The organism is Geomonas sp. Red276 (assembly GCF_054784495.1).
The window spans coordinates 74,001-93,467 of sequence record NZ_BLXW01000015.1 but is presented as its reverse complement, the minus strand read 5'-3'; the positions used below and the strand labels follow the sequence as shown (position 1 = coordinate 93,467).

Annotated in this window: 19 protein-coding genes; 14 read left to right on the top strand and 5 right to left on the bottom strand. The window is 62.9% G+C overall.

Going from position 1 to position 19,467, the window contains the following annotated elements; genetic code table 11:
• Nucleotides 1–105: 105 nt before the first annotated feature.
• From ACYVL5_RS12240 to ACYVL5_RS12230, 3 genes are all read left to right on the top strand, one after another.
• Nucleotides 106–1,749: a methyl-accepting chemotaxis protein gene (locus ACYVL5_RS12240; protein WP_460595860.1), complete on the top strand. Its 1,644-nt coding sequence runs from the start codon at nt 106–108 to the stop codon at nt 1,747–1,749.
• 288 nt (nt 1,750–2,037) lie between these two features.
• Nucleotides 2,038–2,448, top strand: coding sequence for a response regulator (locus tag ACYVL5_RS12235; RefSeq protein ID WP_460595859.1), 411 nt, complete (start codon nt 2,038–2,040; stop codon nt 2,446–2,448).
• Nucleotides 2,449–2,570: 122 nt separating this feature from the next.
• Nucleotides 2,571–3,083 (top strand): hypothetical protein, encoded by a 513-nt coding sequence (locus ACYVL5_RS12230; protein WP_460595858.1) that lies wholly within the window; start codon nt 2,571–2,573, stop codon nt 3,081–3,083.
• A gap of 89 nt (nt 3,084–3,172) precedes the next feature.
• Here ACYVL5_RS12230 and ACYVL5_RS12225 read toward each other — a convergent pair whose 3' ends face one another.
• Nucleotides 3,173–3,880, bottom strand: a complete 708-nt coding sequence (locus tag ACYVL5_RS12225; RefSeq protein WP_460595857.1) for a hypothetical protein — start codon at nt 3,878–3,880, stop codon at nt 3,173–3,175.
• A gap of 444 nt (nt 3,881–4,324) precedes the next feature.
• On the opposite strand from ACYVL5_RS12225, the gene ACYVL5_RS12220 reads away from it, so the two are divergent.
• The 5 genes from ACYVL5_RS12220 (at nt 4,325) to ACYVL5_RS12200 (ending at nt 10,463) form a co-directional block, all read left to right on the top strand.
• Nucleotides 4,325–6,070 (top strand): ATP-binding protein, encoded by a 1,746-nt coding sequence (locus tag ACYVL5_RS12220; RefSeq protein WP_460595856.1) that lies wholly within the window; start codon nt 4,325–4,327, stop codon nt 6,068–6,070.
• Nucleotides 6,067–7,764, top strand: coding sequence for a sensor histidine kinase (locus tag ACYVL5_RS12215; RefSeq protein WP_460595855.1), 1,698 nt, complete (start codon nt 6,067–6,069; stop codon nt 7,762–7,764). The genes ACYVL5_RS12220 and ACYVL5_RS12215 overlap by 4 nt, the downstream gene beginning before the upstream one ends.
• 3 nt (nt 7,765–7,767) lie before the next feature.
• Nucleotides 7,768–8,130, top strand: coding sequence for a response regulator (locus ACYVL5_RS12210; protein ID WP_460595854.1), 363 nt, complete (start codon nt 7,768–7,770; stop codon nt 8,128–8,130).
• 118 nt (nt 8,131–8,248) lie between these two features.
• Nucleotides 8,249–9,916, top strand: coding sequence for a response regulator (locus tag ACYVL5_RS12205; RefSeq protein WP_460595853.1), 1,668 nt, complete (start codon nt 8,249–8,251; stop codon nt 9,914–9,916).
• A complete protein-coding gene (locus ACYVL5_RS12200; RefSeq protein ID WP_460595852.1) occupies nt 9,903–10,463 on the top strand; it encodes a hypothetical protein in 561 nt (186 codons plus the stop codon). The genes ACYVL5_RS12205 and ACYVL5_RS12200 overlap by 14 nt, the downstream gene beginning before the upstream one ends.
• A gap of 19 nt (nt 10,464–10,482) precedes the next feature.
• Here the strand turns inward: ACYVL5_RS12200 and ACYVL5_RS12195 are convergent, their stop codons facing one another.
• The gene (locus ACYVL5_RS12195; RefSeq protein ID WP_460595851.1) at nt 10,483–10,962 is read right to left on the bottom strand and encodes a hypothetical protein; all 480 of its coding nucleotides are present in this window, start codon (nt 10,960–10,962) and stop codon (nt 10,483–10,485) included.
• A gap of 276 nt (nt 10,963–11,238) precedes the next feature.
• On the opposite strand from ACYVL5_RS12195, the gene ACYVL5_RS12190 reads away from it, so the two are divergent.
• Genes ACYVL5_RS12190 through ACYVL5_RS12180 form a run of 3 tightly spaced genes read left to right on the top strand, consistent with a single transcriptional unit; the run spans nt 11,239 to nt 13,780 of the window.
• A complete protein-coding gene (locus ACYVL5_RS12190) occupies nt 11,239–11,895 on the top strand; it encodes a hypothetical protein (protein ID WP_460595850.1) in 657 nt (218 codons plus the stop codon).
• 50 nt (nt 11,896–11,945) lie between these two features.
• The gene (locus ACYVL5_RS12185) at nt 11,946–13,097 is read left to right on the top strand and encodes a sensor histidine kinase (RefSeq protein WP_460595849.1); all 1,152 of its coding nucleotides are present in this window, start codon (nt 11,946–11,948) and stop codon (nt 13,095–13,097) included.
• Entirely contained in the window at nt 13,094–13,780 is a 687-nt protein-coding gene (locus ACYVL5_RS12180) for a response regulator transcription factor (RefSeq protein WP_460595848.1), read from the top strand. Before ACYVL5_RS12185 ends, ACYVL5_RS12180 begins: the two co-directional genes overlap by 4 nt.
• 7 nt (nt 13,781–13,787) lie before the next feature.
• Here ACYVL5_RS12180 and ACYVL5_RS12175 read toward each other — a convergent pair whose 3' ends face one another.
• Nucleotides 13,788–14,729, bottom strand: a complete 942-nt coding sequence (locus ACYVL5_RS12175; RefSeq protein WP_460595847.1) for a DUF1207 domain-containing protein — start codon at nt 14,727–14,729, stop codon at nt 13,788–13,790.
• A gap of 346 nt (nt 14,730–15,075) precedes the next feature.
• Here ACYVL5_RS12175 and ACYVL5_RS12170 point away from each other — a divergent pair, with 346 nt between their 5' ends.
• Nucleotides 15,076–15,618: an HDIG domain-containing metalloprotein gene (locus tag ACYVL5_RS12170; protein ID WP_460595846.1), complete on the top strand. Its 543-nt coding sequence runs from the start codon at nt 15,076–15,078 to the stop codon at nt 15,616–15,618.
• 248 nt (nt 15,619–15,866) lie between these two features.
• Nucleotides 15,867–16,127 carry a hypothetical protein gene (locus tag ACYVL5_RS12165; RefSeq protein WP_460595845.1) on the top strand — a complete coding sequence of 87 codons (261 nt, stop codon included), beginning with the start codon at nt 15,867–15,869 and terminating at the stop codon, nt 16,125–16,127.
• 78 nt (nt 16,128–16,205) lie between these two features.
• Here ACYVL5_RS12165 and ACYVL5_RS12160 read toward each other — a convergent pair whose 3' ends face one another.
• A complete protein-coding gene (locus tag ACYVL5_RS12160) occupies nt 16,206–16,637 on the bottom strand; it encodes a hypothetical protein (RefSeq protein ID WP_460595844.1) in 432 nt (143 codons plus the stop codon).
• A 30-nt stretch (nt 16,638–16,667) separates the two neighbouring features.
• Nucleotides 16,668–17,879 (bottom strand): radical SAM protein, encoded by a 1,212-nt coding sequence (locus ACYVL5_RS12155; RefSeq protein WP_460595843.1) that lies wholly within the window; start codon nt 17,877–17,879, stop codon nt 16,668–16,670.
• Nucleotides 17,880–18,264: 385 nt separating this feature from the next.
• On the opposite strand from ACYVL5_RS12155, the gene ACYVL5_RS12150 reads away from it, so the two are divergent.
• The gene (locus tag ACYVL5_RS12150) at nt 18,265–19,392 is read left to right on the top strand and encodes an acyltransferase family protein (protein WP_460595842.1); all 1,128 of its coding nucleotides are present in this window, start codon (nt 18,265–18,267) and stop codon (nt 19,390–19,392) included.
• Nucleotides 19,393–19,467 lie beyond the last annotated feature (75 nt).

The following is a 19,467-nucleotide window of genomic DNA, read 5'->3' as shown; positions in this document are numbered from 1 at the left end:
TTCCTTTGTGATTTCAGGTATTGGAGAATAGCTTTCAAGTTTTTCGCGGAGCCGGCCGATAAGCCGCTTCATTAAACAACCGTTCCGTGGTGGCAGGGAGGAAAGATGCAATTTTGGGCGGATTTAAAGGTTAAGGGTAAGTTGATGACTCTGGTCTCCATTGCCGTTTTGACCCTCGCCGTCGTTGTCTGGGTGGGGCTCTCCAAGATGGGGCGGATGGCCAGAAACGAAGAGGATATGAGCATCGCGGTCACCCACGTCTCGCTCCTGAACAACCTCAAAAACGACCTGCAGGGGATTCGCCTCGACCTCGTCTATCTCCTTTCGCTCAACGACCGGCAAATAGCCGCGGAGAAATCCCGGGATATCGTGCTGCGCAAGGGGCGGATCAAGGAGGGGCTGGCGGCCTTCCAGAAATACGACCTGGAGCCGAAGGAAACGGCGCTCGTCGATGCCTTCCGCGAGGGGTTCGAGGCATACGTGGCAAAGGGTGACCAGCTGGAGCAGATGTCGGTGGCAAGCATCGGCAACCCCCAGGGGAGGGCGGCCGCGGTCAATTTTGCCGTCGGCAGCGTGGCGCCGCTCCATGTGAAACCGGCCAAGGCCATCGACGATCTCGTGAGCCTCAACGTGGTCGAGGCGGCGGCGAGCTACCAGCATGACCTGGCCGGGTACAAGGAGTCGGTGGCCATCCTCATCGCGGTGAGCGTGGCGGTAAGCCTCTTCATGGCCGGCATCGGCTTTCTCATCGCGAGCTCGATAGTGCGGCCCCTGCAGATGGTGTACAACACCCTGGCCGAGGTGGCGGCGGGAGATCTCACCGCGCGCTCCTCGGTCTGCAGCCGCGACGAGATGGGGATGCTGGCGGGCGAGGTCAACCTGATGACCGAGAAGCTGCTCGTTACCCTGGGGAAGGTGGTGCAAAGCAGCGAGAGGGTCACCGCTGCCGCCAACGAGCTCAACACCGTGTCCGAAAAGATCGCCGCGGGGGCCGAGGAGGTCGCCTTCAACACCAGCACGGTGGCGACGGCCAGCGAAGAGATGATGGCCACCTCGTCGGGCATCGCGCAGAGCTGCCACCTGGCGGCATCCGGGAGCGAGCGGGCCAACGATGCGGCCAGGGCGGGGGTCTCGGTGGTCGAGAAGACCGTCGACGTGATGGGGTCCATCGCGGGACAGGTGACCACCTCCGCCCAGACGGTTGCCGGGCTGGGGGCCCGCAGCGACCAGATCGGGGAGATCATCGGGACCATCGAGGATATCGCCGACCAGACCAACCTCCTTGCCCTGAACGCCGCCATCGAGGCGGCCCGTGCCGGGGAGCAGGGGCGCGGGTTCGCGGTGGTGGCCGACGAGGTGCGGGCACTGGCCGAGCGTACCACCCGGGCCACCCGCGAGATCTCCGAGATGATCAAGTCCATCCAGTCCGAGACCAGGAGCGCGGTGGCCGCCATGGAGACGGGGGTGCGGGAGGTGGAGCTGGGGACCGCCGAGGCGGCCAGGTCGGGGGAGGCGCTCAGGGCGATCCTCGAACAGATCGGCGACGTGACCCTCCAGGTGAACCAGATAGCTACCGCGGCCGAGGAGCAGACCGCCACCACCTGCGAGATCACCAACAACATCCAGCAGATCACCGAGATCGTCCAGGGGACCTCCCGGGGCGCTCACCAGTCCGCCACCGCCGCCGGCGAGCTGGCCGGCCTGGCCAACGATCTCCACGACCTCGTGCAACAGTTCCGCCTCGCCTGACGGCGTCTCCTCGTCCTCTACCGGTTGTCCCATTGGTCGCGAGGCAGCCTGCACCGGCTGCCTCGCCTTGTTCATGCCGTAAGTTTTTTCGTCCGGGTGCTCTTCCTTCTCTGCCCTTCCGTAGCGGTATCTTCCGGCTGAATTTACCGGTACTTGGCGTGGCCTCGCGGCAGAGGCGACAGCATCGTGAGCTTCACGGTCACCAAGGGGGGGCTCAAGTTATTTCCCGGGGTGCCGATTGAGACGCAAGGCAGAAGATTGCGCAGCCGTTTCGCTGGAGGGCCACAGATGGACAGTACGCACAAGATAAAGCGGATCATGGTGGTGGATGACCAGGAGATTGCCCGGGCCCTGCTGTCCCAGCTCGTCTCGGGAAAGGGGCACGTGGATTGCGCGGAAAGGGGGGAGGAAGCCATCGCCCTGCACGCCAGCGCGCTCATGGACAAGTGGCCCTACGACCTGATCCTGATGGACGTCAACATGTTCGGCCTTTTGAACGGCAACCAGGCGGTACGCTGCATCCGGGAGCATGAGAACCGCATGAAGGTGGAGAACCCCGTTCCCATCATCATGGTCTCCGCCTCGAACCAGCCGGAGCAGATCGAGTTATCGGTCGAGATCTGCGGGGCGAACGGCTATATCTGCAAGCCGTTCAACAGGTCCCAGATCCAGGAAACGATCGAAAGATACCTCGGGTAGAAAGGATGATGGCTGGAGCAAATACTCCCCTTCCTTGACGAGAACGGATAATTGTTCTATGTTCCGGCAGCCGCAGTCAGTCGCGGTGCCGATGTTATGATTTCTTTTTCAATGGAGTCACCATGAACAAACTGTTCCGTGCCCTCGTCATGTCCCTCTCGCTGGTGATATTCGCCCAGGGCCTCGCCCACGCCGAAAAGGGGGTGGCGGTTTTGCAGCCCGACGCCCCCCTCGAGATCTTCCTCTACGAAAACGATTTCGACACCAAGGACAGCAAGCCCAGGATCAGGCACCTGGTGAAGTACCAGAACGTGTCGAAGCAGAAGGTCCTGTCGGCCAGGTTCGGGTTCCTCGAGTGCAACGACTACAACGAGCTGGTCGGCAGCTTCGTCGGCTACTCGCTGGAAGACGCCAAGGTCGGCGAGAAGAACAAGATCAAGTTCACCGACGAGGCTCCCTACGCCTCCTTTTTCAAGAAGTACGGGTCCGCCTTCGTCTGGGTGGACGCCGTCCGCTTCGAAAACGGCACGGTCTGGAATGCGGATCGTTCCCACCTGATCATCGACCTCAAGAACTACCTCCCGGGGATCAAGGAGAACGACCTGGCCGAGAAGAAGAGCCTGATGGAGGATTAGCAGGAGAAAAGCGTACGAAACCAACGATGAAGGCCCGCCGGCTCAAGCCGGCGGGCCTTTTCTGTGGTAGCCGCCAAAGGGGCGCATCGCTATTTTTTGTGGCAACTCAGGCAGATGAGGGAGTTTTCTTCCTTGGCCCAGAGCAGGAAGTTGTAGTCGTGGCCGGGGTCGGGTGAGACATTGTTCTTGTTGTGGACGTCGTGGCAGCTGACGCAGGTGAGGATCTCCCCCTGGTAGAGCAGGTCCACGATGCGGATCTTCGCCTCCCGGGTGACCCGGTTGTAGACGCCGGGAGTTTCACTGGGAGTTACCGCGGTGGCGTACTGCTCGGTCTTTTCGGCGAGCTGGTCGGTACCCCTGGCGGTCACCGCCTCGTCGTAACTGAAGCCGATCGGATGGGTGATGTTGAGGTCGGTGGAGATGGTTTTTTCCGCGGGCATCTTGGTGCCGTGGGGGTCGATGGCGATGGCGCCGTCATGGCAGGTCATGCAGAGCCTGCTCGGCCCGACCAGGGGATCCAGGTTCTGGCTGATCCTGAGATTTTCCGGGGCGGTCCAGGTGTAGGGGCGAAGGCCGGAGGCCTGCTGGTCAAGCGGCTTCGCCCAGAGGGTTCCCGCCTCGGAGTTGGCGTGGTGGGGGACATGGCAAAAGGCGCAGACCCTTCCCATCGAGTCGTTGAAGACGAAAGCGAAGGTGTTCATGTCGTGCACCGATCCGACCGTCCCGGTGCCGGGGGCCTGGCCGGCGAAGGCCGCTCCTCCGGCGATCAGGAGATGGAAGACGATGAACGCTACCACGTGAAGGTTTCGTAGAACGAAGCGGGTGCTGATTGTGCGTACCGTTGCTGCCATTGTCAATGCGGTCACTACATAAAATGATATCACTAAGAGATGAAGCTATCGCCCATAATCGGCGAGTTGTATAGCATAAGTGATAATTTATATGCAACAGTGATTTTTATGCGATAAAATCTGACCAATAATTTCAGGCAGATGATGAGGGTGGCGGATGCCTCGGAAGAGGGTGACGACCGGGCGGTCGAACGGTTGAAAGAGTGCGCGTCCCGAAAATCGACCGGATCTCGTGACACTGCAAATGGGTGGGGTAGAATTACTGCTCGCCAAATGCTTCTTAAAATGTTACTCACGGTAAAGAAGTAATAGTTGACGCTGTATGGGCATCGCTGGTTACTGTCTCGGTCCTGAACGGTGGTTGGAAACCGCTCGGAAAAGAGGTCCCACGTGTTGTTCTACCCCAACTTCTTCAAGAGTCTTCCCCGTCTGCAACGGCACGCTCCCCTCCGTCGTCTCTCCCTGTTACTGTTCACCGTCATCTTCTTTGCTTCGATCTCTGCCGCCCACGCCGCCCATCGGGTGGTCAAGGTCGGCGTCTACGAAAACCCTCCCAAGATCTTCACCTCCGATGCCGGCAAGCCGTCCGGCATCTTCATCGACATCCTCGAAGACATCGCGAAGACCGAAGGGTGGTCCCTGCGGTACCTCCCGGGCACCTGGGCGGAGGGGCTGGATCGCCTCGCCAAGGGGGAGATCGACCTGATGCCGGACGTGGCGTACACGACCGAGCGCGAGGGGCTCTACAGCTTCCACAAGATCCCGGTCTTGACCGTCTGGTCCCAGGTCTACGCCCGCAAGGGGAGCGGCATCCAGACCATACTGGACCTCAACGGCAAAAGGATCGCGGCCCTGGAGAGGACCGTCCAGCTGGAGACCTTCACCCGGCTCACCAACAGTTTCGGGCTGAAGTTCACCCTGATCCCGGTCCCCGACTACAAGACCGAGTTCGCCATGGTGTCGGAGGGGAAGGCCGACGCCGGGCTGACCAACCGCTTCTACGGGCTCATGTTCGCGCGCAAGGCGGGGCTGGAAGATACCCCCATCATGTTCGACCCGGATCCCTTCTTCTTCGCGGCGCCCAAAAACGCCCCGCCCGACCTGCTGGCGGCCATCGACCGCCACCTCGCCAAGGAGAAGCAGAACCCGCAATCCGCCTACTACCAGGCCATGAAGAGGTGGACCTCGGAGGAGGTGCATTTCCAGCTCCCGTTTTGGCTCGAGGTCGCCGCCCTCTTGCTCGGGGGCGCCCTCATCGCGAGCCTGGCCGGAAGCTTCGTGCTGAAGCACCAGGTCCGGGCCCGCACCGCCGAGCTCAAGGAGGTCAACCAGGAGATGGAGCGCCGGGTCGAGGAGCGGACCCAGACCCTCAAGGAGACCAACGAGAGGCTAAAGGCCACCCTGGAGGACCTGGCCGACGCCAAGGAGCGCGCCGAGGCGGCGGACCGGATGAAGTCGGCCTTTCTCGCCACCATGTCCCACGAGCTCCGCACCCCGCTCAACTCGATCATCGGCTTCACCGGCATCCTGCAGCAGGGGTTGAGCGGCCCGCTCAACGGCGAGCAGGGGAAGCAGCTGGAGATGGTCCGTAACAGCGCCGAGCACCTCCTCTCCCTGATCAGCGACATCCTCGACATCTCCAAGATCGAGGCCGGGGAGCTGCAGGTGGACCGGGAGCCGCTTCTCCTGGAGGAATCGATCCGGAAGGTGGTGCAGACGGTACGGCCGCTGGCCGAGAAGAAGGGGCTGGAGCTGTCGGTGGAGGTGGGGGCGCTCGCCCCGCTGACGGCGGACGTCCGCCGGGTGGAGCAGATCCTCCTCAACCTCCTGAGTAACGCCATCAAGTTCACCGAGCAGGGGGGGGTCGCGGTCCGCTGCGGCAGGGAAGGGAGATTCTGCGTCACCAGCGTGACCGACACCGGGATCGGGATCTCCCCGGACCAGATGGAGCGGCTGTTCCAGCCTTTCCACCAGGTGGACACCGGGCTCAGCCGGAAGTACGAGGGGACCGGGCTCGGGCTCTCCATCTGCAAGAGGCTCGTGGAGCTCATGGGGGGAAGCATCGAGGTCCGGAGCACCCCGGGGGAAGGGAGCCGCTTCCAGTTCTCCCTACCCATAGACGGGGACGCGGCATGAGGGGACGGGAGGGGATCTCGCGGCGGCCGCTTTTCCGGAACGCGGCGGTGGCGGCCGTCTACCTGGTCACCGCCAAGCTCGGACTGCTTTTGGCCATGGACCATACCAACGCCACCGCCGTCTGGCCCCCGAGCGGCATCGCCATCGCGGCCTGCTTCATCTTCGGCTGCCGGATCTGGCCCGGCATCTTCCTGGGGGCGCTCGGGGCCAACCTGCTCGTCCTCTCCGCCGCCGCCTTCGCCTCGCCGGCTGCCCTCGCCGTTTCCCTGGCCACCGCGGCGGGGAACACCCTGGAGGCGGTGGTCGCGACGCAGCTGGTCCGGCGCGTGAGCGGCCTGCCCGACCCCTTCGACCGGACGCGCGACACCTCGTGCTTCATCGTCCTGGGCGCCCTGGCCAGCCCGGTGATCAGCGCCACCATCGGCACGGTGAGCTTTTCGCTCTCCCGGGGGAGCTGGTCGCAGAGCGGGGCGATGTGGCTCACCTGGTGGCTCGGTGACGCGGTGGGGACGCTGGTCTTCGCCCCCCTCCTGATGACCTGGCAGAGGCGGCGAAGGGGGGGGGTGCGGTGGGCACGGGTGGCGGAGGGGGGAGCCCTGGTGGGGATCCTCCTGCTGATCGAGACGGGGATCTTCCGCTTCGACCTGCCGATCGAGTACCTGGTGTTCCCGGTGCTCTTCTGGGCGGCCTTCCGCTTCGGGCAGTTCGAGACGGCGGCCCTGGTCACCCTGGTGATGGGGACCTTCCTCCTCTGGACCCTGAGGGGGCTCGGCCCCTTCCTGGTGCGCGCCCCCGGCTATTCCCTGCTCTTTTTGCAGTCCTACCTCGGGGTGGCGACCGCCTCCATCCTGCTCCTTTCCACCCTGGTCAACTCGCGAAACCGCGCCGAGGGCCGGGTACGGGAGTACCAGGACAACCTGGAGCGCTCGGTGGCCGAGCGGACCGCGGAGCTCACCCAGACGCTCAAGGAGCTCGCCCAGGCCAAGGAGCAGGCGGAGACCGCGGACCGGCTGAAGTCCGCCTTCCTGGCCACCATGTCGCACGAGCTCCGCACGCCGCTCAACTCGATCATCGGCTTCACCGGGATCCTCCTCCAGAAGCTCGGAGGGCCCTTGAACGAGGAGCAGGAGAAGCAGCTCGGGATGGTGGCCAAGAGCGCCCGCCACCTCCTCGCCCTGATCAGCGACATCCTCGACATCTCGAAGATCGAGGCGGGGCAGTTCTGCCTGGACTGCGAGCCGTTCGCGCTCGACGAGCTGATCGGGCAGGCGGTGCAGGCCATCCGGCCGCTGGCCGAAAAGAAGGGGCTCACGCTCTCGGTCACCCTCGCCGATGAGGTGAAGGGGATGGAGGGGGATCTGCGCCGCGTGGAGCAGGTGCTCCTCAACCTCCTCAGTAACGCGGTGAAGTTCACCGAGCGGGGAGGGATCACCGTCAACTGCCGGCGCGAGGGAGCGCTCTACCGCATCTCGGTGACCGATACCGGCATCGGCATCGGCGGTGACCAGATGGGAAAACTCTTCAAGCCGTTCCGGCAGTTGGACACCGGTCTCAGCAGGGAGTACGAGGGGACCGGGCTCGGGCTCTCCATCAGCAAGAGGCTCGTGGAACTGATGGGGGGAAGCATGCAGGTGGAAAGCCGCCAGGGAGAGGGGAGTACCTTCAGCTTCCTCCTGCCGGCAGAAAGGAGGTGACGGATGCCGAAGAAGATCCTGTACATCGAGGACAACGAGCAGAACCTCTACCTCGTCAAGTTCATCCTGGAAAAGCACGGCTACCAGGTCCTTTCGGCCACCGACGGGCCGCAGGGGATCGATCTCGCGGTGAGGAGCGCTCCCGACCTGATCCTGCTCGACATCCAGCTGCCGCGCATGGACGGCTACGCCGTGGCCCGCGTCCTGCGGAGTAACGAGGCGCTGGCCCGGGTCCCCATCGTGGCGGTCACCTCGTACGCCATGGCGGGAGACCGCGAGAAGGCGCTCGATGCCGGCTGCTCGGGATACATCGAGAAGCCGATCAACCCCGACACCTTTATAAAGCAGGTCGAGCAGCACCTGTAGTAGGGACGGCCGGTGGGTAGATCGATAGTAGGGAGGCCGATGGTCGGGGCGGCGGTGGGGTAGGCCGATCACGAGACGGTACCGGTCCCATGGGGGGGGCGGTGCCGGGGAGGATGCCATGCAGCGGGTACTGATTGTGGACGATGTCGAGGAGAACCTCTATTTGCTCGAGGTGCTCCTCAAGGGGAACGGATTCGAGGTCGTTGCCGCCGGTAACGGCGCCGAGGCGCTGGAGTCCGCCCGGCAGTCGCCTCCCGATCTCGTCATCACCGACATCCTCATGCCGGTGATGGACGGCTACGCCCTTTGCAGGGAGTGGCGTGCCGACGAGCGGCTGAAAGCGATCCCCTTCATCTTCTACACGGCCACCTTCACGGGAAAGAAGGACGAGGAGCTCGCCCTGGGGCTGGGGGCCGACCGCTTCCTGATCAAGCCGATGGAGCCCGGCCTGCTGATGGCCTGCATCCGGGAGACCCTGGCGGGAGGTATCGCCGGCCGGGACGCGGGGGGGCAGGACGAGGCGCGGCTCGACAGGCAGTACAACGAGGCGCTCTTTCGCAAGCTGGAAAAGAAGATGGCGGACCTGGAGCAGGCCAACCGTGAGCTCCACCTGCGGATGGAGGAGCAGCAGCGCCTGGAGGGGCAGCTGCGGCAGGCGCAGAAGATGGAGGCGGTCGGCCGTTTCTCGGCCGGAATCGCCCACGATTTCAACAACATCCTGACCGTCATCCTCGGCTACGGCGGGATGCTGCGGATGTCGAAGGAGGTCAGCGAGGGGGTGCGCGAGAAGCTGGAGGTCATCCTGGCGGCGGGGGAGCGGGCCAGAAGCCTCGCCAGCAGCCTCCTCACCTTCAGCAGGAAGACCACTCCGCAGCTGCAGACCCAGGATCTCAACCGGACCCTGAAAGGGGTGGAGGTGTTCCTGCGCCGGGTGATCGGCGAGGACGTCGCCCTCTCCATCTCCACCACCTCGCAGCCGCTCACGATCCTGGCCGACAAGGGGCACATCGAGCAGGTGCTCATGAACCTGGCGGGCAACGCCAGGGACGCCATGCCGGATGGCGGGACCCTCTCCATCGAGACCTCGGAGGTGGAGATCGACGAGGCGTACACCCGCCTCCACGGCGTGGGCGAGCCGGGGCGCTATGCCCTTGTCTCGGTGACCGACACCGGCGTCGGGATGGATGCTTTCACCTGCCAGCAGATCTTCGAGCCGTTTTTCACCACCAAGGAGAGCTGCAGCGGGACGGGGCTGGGGCTGTCGATCGTCTACGGCATCGTCAAGCAGCACAACGGGCACATCCGGGTCTTAAGCGAGCCGGGACGCGGCACGGTGTTCCACGTCCTGCTCCCCCTGGTGGAAACCCTCCCCCTCACCGCCTCTGCCGAGGTCCCGCTGGCCCTCCCGCCCGGGGGTACCGAGACCATCCTGGTCGTCGACAACGAGGCGGCGATCCGGGAATACCTCGACCTGTTCCTCTCCGGGATGGGGTACAAGGTGTACCTGGCTGTGGACGGCTTGGACGTGGTGCGGCAGTTCCGCGAGAAAAAGGACGAGATCGACCTGGTGGTGATGGACCTGGTCATGCCGAAGAAAAGCGGCCGCGACGCCGCCGTCGCCATCAGGAACATCAAGAAGGACGCCAAGATACTCTTCATCACCGGGTATTCCCCGGATGTCTGCAGCGAACCGCTGATGGCGGAGGCGGCGATGATCACCAAGCCTTCCACTCCGACGGAACTGGCCCTCAAAGTCCGGGAGGTACTTGACCGTGACAACGATTGAACGCTCAAGCGGCAGGGAAATCTCGTGGTGGGGGTGGCCGCTAGCCTGGCGGCCGCATGACGGGCGGGAACGGTGCTACGGTCGGGCAAGGGCGCTGGCGTTATTGTCGGCTGCGGTCGGCTGGCTCTTTCTGGCCATGCCCGCTCCCTGCCAGGGGGCGGGCGAACCGGGGATCGACCAGTTGACCCGGGAGATAGCCGACCTGATGGGAAGTAACACCTCGACCTTCCGAAACGAAAGCTACGGTTACATCGAGTTCGACAAGTGCCTGATGAGATACAGCGTGTCCGGAACGGTGGTCGGCAATGACTACACCTACAAGTACGACAACATAAACTTCGCCAATCTCGACCTCAAGGAGTCGCGGGAAGGGGAGGACTATTCCCCCTACATCGTGTTGAGCTTCGACAGCAAGATCGCCATGACGGGCACCTTCAACCGGGAGGTGACCACGGTGGTGATCGGCGCGGCCAACCGGGAAGGCTCGAAAAAGCTCTTCGGGCTTTTCACGAAGCTAGGCAACCTGTGCAAGCCACCTCAGAAGTAGCGGCCGTCACCCCCGGACCCTAGAAGCTTGGTACCATCATCGCTTCGGTGGGACGGTCGGCGCGGGGCGGCGCGCTTTCCCAGGGCGCCCCGTCCCTGCGGGTGAGCATCACCGCGTTGGCGAGATCGTCGGTACCGTAGGAGACGATCGCTCTTCCCTGGGTCCCTTGCCCGGCCGTGAGCTCCAAAGGCCAGAAGACGAGCTCGGTCAGGCCGAGGGTGAAGAGGTCTCCGGCAATGTAGACGAGGATTCGGACCTTGGATTCGGAAGGAGAGCCGTTGACGAACTCATAGACATCGACCCGGTCGCTGTTGCGTTTCTCGGTCACCACCGGCACGCCGAGGGTGCCGACCACGGCGTCGCGGTGGGCGCCGACCCGGACGTTCTGGATCTGAACCGGGGCGGGTGCCGTCGCCGCATAGTAAATGGAACAGCCGGAAAGGACCGTGGTAAAGATAAGGACGACAAAGAGTCTGGTCACTACCTGTAGATCCCGCAAAGCATCCTCCTGGCACTCCGATTGAAATTAAAATTCCCATAACATATCCATTGAGGCCTTGCAACAGTTAAACGGGCAAAGGGCAAAAGGGCGACGGGATTAGTGAAGGGTATTGTGCAGAGAGCACGATGCGCGCTACACTTCGAAAAATAAAATCCCGCAAAGGGAGGAGTTTATAAAAGTTTTAGCGATCTTTATGGAAATTTAAGATCTCCTTCAGGACCAGTTAAAAATGGTTTCGTACAGTAGCAGCATCACAACCAAGGAGGATGCTGCATGAACAAGATCAAGCTGCTGTACGACATCGCCACCACCATGAAAAACTCCGAGAAGATCGCCGGCGTGCTGGGAGTCAGGGTCCGCAAGGACCAGGATGAGGTCTTCACCCTGCGTAACGAGTTCGAGAAGGGGGGTAACGGCCAGGCGAAGACCGTCGTCTCCGCCGAGCTCAATCTCGACGGCCGTCACGTGAAGCGGGAGAGCACCACCGAGTTCGAGCTCTCCGGCTGCTGCGGCCATGGCCATGGCCACGGGATGCTCCGTCGGATCTTCCACGGCAGGGCGGAGCGGGAAGGGTGCTGCGGGGTGCGCGGCTTCTTCGGTAAGCTCTCCTTCGCCTTCGGGATTCTCAACGGCATCGAGGCGCAGGAGCGCGCAGACGGCGGGGCGCGCCTCACCCTGAACCTGGACGCGCTCCCCGAGGAGCTCAAGGCGGGGCTTATGGAAAAGCTGCGCCACAAGGCGGAGCACTGCTGCCACCACGGGAGCCTGGCTGGGTGCCAGGTGGAAGCCGTCCACGGGCAGGTCACGGTGGAGGTCGACCGGGAGCGGAAGATCGAGAAGATCGTGATCGGCCTGGACGGGAGCATGAGCGGCCGGGACGACGGAGTCCACGAGGTAACGGCGAGCGGCGAAGTGGCCTTCGCCTGGTAACCGGAAAGGGGCGCAGGGGCTTCAAGGCTCCTGCGCCTTTTGGAGAAGAGATGAATTACGACGACACCTGGAGCAGACGCCGGGAGGATGCCTGCTGCGACCGGTTCTCGAGGTTGCGCAGCCATCTGCACCGCCATCACCACGAGTTCCTGCGCTACCACCGCATCTTCCGTTACGCCCGGCCGGTGGTGCTCCTTTTCAATCTGGTCATCCTCGTGCTGCTCTTTCGGTGGGCCGGCATCAAGGCGGTGGGGATCTTCTTCGCCGCCCTCATCGCCATCAAGGAGATCGCGGTCTTCATCTTCCTGATGCGGCTGGAGAAGCGGATCATCTTCCCGATCCAGGCCTTAAGGCGCGGGGTGGAGGAGATCGCCCGCGGGAACTACGACGTCCGGGTGGAGTGCAACGTCCCCAACGACCTGGGGCTTTTGACCGCCTCCTTCAACGACATGGCGTACCAGCTTTTGCTGTCCGAGCAGGTCAAGGCGGAGTACGAGGAGAACCGCAAGAACCTGGTGGCCAACATCTCCCATGACCTGAAGACGCCGATCACCTCGGTGCAGGGGTACCTGGAGATGCTCCTCGAGCGCGACGTCGAACCCGAAAAAAGGGAGCGCTACCTGAAGACCATCCACCACAACGTGAGCTACCTGAACCACCTGGTGGACGACCTCTTCCTCTTCTCCAAGCTCGACATGCAGAAGCTGGAGCTCAAGATGGAGGAGGTCCCGATCCGGGGCTACCTCGCCGATCTCATGGAGGATTACCGCCTCGAGCTGGAGCCGCGCCAGGTCACCCTGCGCTACGCCGACCGGCTGACCGGCGAGCCCTGCCTCAGGATGGACGGCAAGCGGATGTACCAGGCGATCAACAACATCGTCAGAAACGCGGTGGGGCACGGGCCGGAGCAGGGGCTGACGCTCGAGGTGACGCTCTACGATTGCGGCGGCCGGATCGCCATCGATATCAAGGACAACGGCCCGGGGATCGCCGAGGACCAGCTGCCGCTCATCTTCGACCGCTTCTACCGGATCGACCACGAGCGCCGCAAGAAGTTCGAGAGTACCGGCCTTGGACTCGCCATAACCAGGGAACTGATCCAGGCGCACGGCGGGGAGATCTCGGTGGCGAGCACGCAGGGGGTGGGGACCTGCTTCACCGTAGGGCTGCCCCGGACGCCGGGGGCGGGGGAGGATCGATGAAAAAGGTGCTGCTGATCGAGGACGATCTCGACATCGCCGAGCTGGAACGGGATTACCTGCAGTTAAACGGCTATCACACCGACATCGTCCAGGACGGGTCGGCCGGGTTGAAGCTCGCCACCTCCGGGCGCTACGATATCGTGGTGGTGGACCTCATGCTCCCCGGGGTGGGGGGGTACGACATCATCCGCGAGATCAGGAAGAACCAGGAGATACCGGTGGTCGTGGTCTCCGCCAAGAACGAGGACATCGACAAGATCAGGGGGCTCGACATCGGGGCCGACGACTACCTCACCAAGCCCTTCAGCCCGGCCGAGTTCGTGGCGCGGATCAAGTCGCACCTGAAGAGGTACGAACGGCTCAAGGGGAACGCCCCGGGGCAGGAGGTCATCCTCAACAAGGGGCTGGAGATCAACACGGCGTCGCACCAGGTGCTGGTGAACGGCAAGGAGGTGCAGCTCACCACCAAGGAGTACGAGATCCTCGTCTTCCTCGCTTCCCATCCCAACATCGTCTTCACCAAGGAACGACTCTTGGAGGCGGTCTGGGGAAACGAGTACTACGGCGACACGGCGACCATCGCGGTCCACATCCACAAGATCCGTAAGAAGATCGAGGCCGATCCGGTCGAGCCGGTCTACATCGAGACCATCTGGGGGACCGGCTACCGCTTCCTCCCGTAACTCCCTTTCACCACTCCATCCAGAACCCCACGTTGAGGTACTCTTCGGTCGCGGTGAAGAATTCGCCCACCGTGGGCCTGCCGTGGTAAAATCCGCCCCCCAGCCGCCAGAGACGGCCGAAGGAGCGCATGTAGAGCCCGGCCTGCAGCGAGAGGTCTCCCCTCCAATCCCGCTCTTCCATCGAGGTGGTGTCGAAGGCCGCGTAGTAGCCGACCCGGTTGCCGAGGTATTTCTGCGGGCTTTGGTACTCCACCCCTCCCTCCAGCCGCCAGGGCTTCATGACCGAGCGGTTCCCGAGCCAGGCTCCCCACCCCGTTTCCGCGTAGAGGTGCCATCCCTCGAACGGCGCGACGCTCACCCCGCCGGCAATTTCCTCCCTGGTATAGCCGATCCTTTTGCGCCCGGTCCGCTGGATGTACTCGTCGCCCAGGTGGCTGGAGCGGTGGTGCAGGCTCAGCATCCCGCCTAGGGCCCGCGACCAACGGCCGCTCAGCTCCAGGCCGTAATCCCCATCCCAGCCGATGGAATCGAGCTGTTTGCGGATGTCGTAGAGGCCGTCATAGGCGCCGATGAAGCCTAACTGCAGCAGCCTGTCGCTCTGCTCGGAGGAGGAGATGCCGGCAAGGCCAAAGATCCCTCCCACCTTCACGTTGAGCCTCTCAGGGCTGGCGTCGGGGATGGCGGTCCTGGTGTAGGAGAGGTGCTCCACACCGAAGCCCGGGCGGTGCGGGTCGGCCAGGTGCGGGGGATAGGGGCTTCCTGCCGGGAAGAAGTGGCCGAGGCAGCCGTCCCCGCAGGAGAAGGCCGGGCCCTGCATGGGCTCCTGCCCGGAGGCCGGGTCGCCGGCGGAGCTCTCCCCTCGACCGGGATCGTCCGCGGCGCTCGCTCCCTGGCCGGTCGCGAGGCAGGAAAGAAGGCAGAAACAGATGACTGCGAGAGGCCGGGTCAAGATTCCCCTCCACACGGGGCCGCTGCAACGAGATGCCATGGCGCCTGGTCGTGGGCGTCCGGCACGGAGGGGTGGCCGGTTTGGAGCGGGGGAGGGGATGGTGCCGGGGACGTCGTTGAAATCGACATATCCAGTTTGTCAGGAATTTTAAAGTATTCAATAGGAGCTCTTTGAATGTCGGAAGTTTCTGCACTGTCAATGTCACGGTCATGACTGGAAAGAGAAGGTGATCTTGCAAAGTTAGCTCGTTGGATGTATGAATAAGGCCCTGCCTGTATCAGAAGACCATCCACCAAAAGGAGCGACTATGTCAGCCACACCGACCCGAGAAGAAGCATGGAGACTCTTGACCGAATACGTACCGAGCGACAACTTGCAGCGTCACGCGCTGGCCGTCGAGGCGGTAATGCGTTACATGGCCCGCAAACGGGGCGAGGATGAGGAGACATGGGGGCTCATCGGCCTCGTTCACGATATCGATTACGAACGCTATCCGGAGGAGCACTGCCAGAAGGCCCCCGGGATCCTGCGGGAACACGGGTGGCCGGAGGAGATGATCCGCGCGGTGGTCTCGCACGGATGGGGGATCTGCAGCGATGTGGAGCCGCTCAGCGCGGCGGAGAAGGTCCTCTACACCATCGACGAGTTGACAGGGCTCGTGGCCGCGGCCGCCCTCGTGCGCCCCTCCAAGAGCGTGCTCGATCTCCCGGTGAAGAGCGTGACCAAAAAATGGAAGGACAAGGCGTTCGCCGCCGGGGCCGACCGCTCGGTCATCGAAAAGGGGGCCGCCATGCTCGGGATGGAGCTCTCTCAACTGATCGAGGATTGCATCGAGGGGATGAGGACCCAGGCGGAGGCCATCGGGCTGAAGGGGAACCCGGGTGCTTAAGCCGGCGGAGGACTACGATCTGGCCATGCTGATGGGGGGGGACCCTGCTCACTGAAGCTCGGCTACCGGTGGTTTATGAGCGAGAACGTCACTCTCAAAGGGCCGGAGGTTGGACTGTCTGTGAGGTGGTGACCGAGACGGCGGACAGAAGTAATTTCCCCTCCTTCTTGAATAGGCGGAATTCTGTGCTATTACTTTTCGATGTTGATAGTGAACGTCGGGCGGTAATGCCTGACCAAGGAGGAAACGTGAAGAAAATTGCTGTTGCTACTTTTGCCCTGAGCCTTATGGTGTCCGGAGCTGCCCTGGGGGGAGTGTTCTCCAACGGGCAGACCCTTTTGGAAAGCCGCTGCGCCGTCTGCCATCCCTCTTCCAAGGCGAAGGTCCTGAAGAGAACCTCCGCCCAGTGGGACGCCATCGTCTCCAACATGATGAAGAAGGGTGCCAAGCTGAACGCCGAGGAGAAAAAGACCCTGGTCAAGTACCTGGCGGAGAACTACAAGAAATAGCCGGGGAGACAAGCAGGAACACGGCAGTAAACGGAAAGGGCCAGCTGAAACCAGCTGGCCCTTTTTGCGAGCGGAAGGCTACACCGGTTGGACGTAGCAGCTGTAGCAGGTGCGGTAGCAGTAGCAGTGGTAGCAGTAGCAACTGTAGCAATTGTAGCAGTAGCAGCTGTAGCAGCTGTAGCAGGTGGCCTGGGCTCCGGCGGCCTGCGCCCCCTCCTGTGCCCCCTGGAGAAACGACTGCCCCCCCTGCTGCTGTTGTTGTTGGCCACCCTGCGGCATCCCCATCATCGGGTTCTGGACTGCGGACGGGTTCATGACGTTGATGACGACCCCTTGGGGGCTGCCGCCGCCACCCATCATCTCCTGTCCCATCCCCCCCATCTGGGCGTTGGCCATCCCGCCGCAGCACTGTCCCATCTTGGACTGGACCTCTTCGGGAGGAACCTTGTACTGGTCGGCCATGTCGTCGGGGATCTCGTAAAAGGTGCCGTCTAATCCTCTGGTGATCATGTTCTCCTCCTTTCTCGTTGTTGGTTGTCCTCACGCGGTACCGCCCTGGTCACCTCCTTTTGCTCCGGCTTCTCGACAGCAACGCTCGCCGGTGTTGCCGGCGGGGTGCGGCTTCATTCGCTGCTGCATCTTCTGCATGGTCATCTCGTGAACCCTGCGCGCCGTCTCCGGGTGCTCGTTGAAGTAGCTCCACATGAGCTTGGTGAACTGGCAGTGGTTGTCCCGGAAGCTCTCGGAAAGGTCGCAGGAGATGGGACAGCCATGGGTGCAGAAGTGATTGGCCGCGCAGTCGAAGCAGCGTATGTACCAGGTTCCTTTCTTGGGGAAATTGTCCCGCAGCCTCTGTACGTGTTTCTCGTCGATCCCATCCAGCCGGCCGAGGAGATACTCCTTGTTCCTGGTCCCTCCGCAGACGAAGATGTTTCCCTCCCCGTCGATGCCGATCTTGTCGGCGGCAGAATCGCAGGAACGGTTCCACTGCGGCTGCGAACTCCCTGGGTTGTTGGTCGCCACCAGGTACTGGTAGGCCATTCTCCCGACCCTCATGTCGTCCACCGACATACCGCTCTGCAGCATGTGGCCGATCTCGTCGACGGTGCTCCTGAACATCTGCTCGGCGGAGAGCTGCTCGGCATCGCCCCGCCCCTGGGCGACCACGAAGTTGGAGATCATCCCGGCCACCCCCTGCTCCCGCAAGTACTCCATCACCTCCGGCATCTTCTCGGCATTGTGCCGGTTGATGGTCACCACCACGCCGACCGGGATGTTCCGTTTCCTGGCGGTGACGAGCAGTTCGTGGAGCTGGTCCCCCCCCTGCCGGCAGGCATCGTGGAGATGGGGAGGGCCGTCACAGCTGATCGAGAAGGAAACTCCCATCCCGTGCAGCTTCACCAGGCGTTCCTCGTCAAGGAGGGTCCCGTTGGTGCTGAGGGGGAAGATGACTTCCTTGCCGTGCTTTTGGCCAAGCGGCCTCGCATAGGCGACGAAGTCGGCGATCCAGGAGTCGTCCATCAGCAGCGGCTCGCCGCCGTAAAGATGGAGAGCGACCTGCGGGTACTGGGAGTTCTCGATGAGAAGATGGGCGATCTTTTTTGCCGTCCCCAGCGACATCCTGGAATCGTTGGCGGGGGTGCAGTCGATGAAGCAGTACGAGCACCTCAGGTTGCAGCGGTCGGTCAGCAGCATGGACACGTTGGATACCGACCGAAAGAACTTCGCCAGTGAAGCGTTGCCATAAGTCATGCTCATCCCTCCATGTTGAAATCATTGCCATTACGCATCGATGGGCCTGCTCCCTTCCGGGAGAGACGGGTATTAAAATTAAAACTATTTAACAATATCGCGAGAGGCAACGCTGTCAAGACGGGCTTCAGGAGGGGGGCAAGAGGGGGGGGATGCGCCGGACAGCCCTGCGGCGACCGGTCCGGCCGCCGCAGGGAAGAACCGGACCGAGAGGAGAGGCGTAGGGTGGGAGACCCCTGCCCGCCATTTTCTTGGGGTTGGCGGACATTTGCCGGACCCGCGTGGGCACGGGGTGCCCACCCTACGTAAAAGCGCCGGGGAAAAATTGTTTGCCCCGAGGGGCGGGGTGTGTTACACCCTTGGCATTTTGCAGTAAAGGCCGACCATGGAGAAAAACAACCGCCCCATCCAGGACATGCCCCAGATTGACGGGCTGAGAACGATAGCTGTCTTCGCCGCCATGTGTTCCCACTACCTCCCCATCGGGATCGGCAAGTACTTCGCCTACGGCCACGCCGGGGTCCAGCTCTTCTTTACCATCAGCGGCTTCCTCATCACCGGGATCCTCCTCAAATGCAGGTCCGCCATCGACGACGGCGGCTCCAGCGGCTTCTACCTGAAGCAGTTCTATGCCCGCAGGTTCCTGAGGATCTTTCCCCTGTACTATTTCGTGCTGGCGACCCAGGCCTACATCCATCGGCTCGGGGAGTCGCTTCCCTACCACCTGACCTACACCAGCAACATCTACATGGCGGCCATCGGGAAGATCGTCGCGGCCTGCCATTTCTGGTCTTTGTGCGTCGAGGAGCAGTTCTACCTCTTCTGGCCGTTTCTCCTCTTCTTCGTACCTAAGGAGAGCCTCGGGCGATGGGTGCTGGGGCTTATCCCGCTCTCGATCCTATTCCGCGCCTACTGCCTGGCGAGCGGCCTCTCCGACCAGACCATCTACCTCCTGCCGGCCAATTTCGACTGCCTCGCGGCCGGAGCCCTCTTGGCCATCGCTTTCGCGGAGAAGAGGGAGGCGGCGAAGCTCGCGGCCTACACCCGGGCGGCCGGGGTGGCGGGGAGCGTGCTGCTGGCCCTGCTGATCGCGCTCTCCATCTTGTTCCAGGAGCGCCACGGGATCGGGCAGGCCGCCAGTTTCCTCCTCCTCGACACGGCGATCGCGCTGATCTCCGTCGCCGTGGTCTGGAAGGCGGCCCAAGGCTACTCCGGCCCGGTCGGGGCCTTCCTCAACCTCGCCCCGGTACGCTACCTGGGGAGGATCAGCTACGGGCTGTACGTGATCCACCTGTTCACCCCGCTGGTCACCAGGGATCTCCTCACCCGCACCGGCATCCACCTGTCGCCCGGCAACACCATTGCGGTCAACGTGCTGCTTACGGTGGTGATGGCGGCGGCTTCCTGGCATCTCTTCGAGGCGCCCATCAACCGGTTGAAGAGGTTCTTCCCCTACCGGCAGCCGGCCGGCGCGGCCCGGGGGTTCGAGGCGCAGAAGGCGGCGGCGTCGTAAGGACCCAGATGAGGCGGCAGGTAAGGGAGCTAGCGATGAGCGGAGGCGTGATGATCTCCGCCCCAAGTGGTGGGT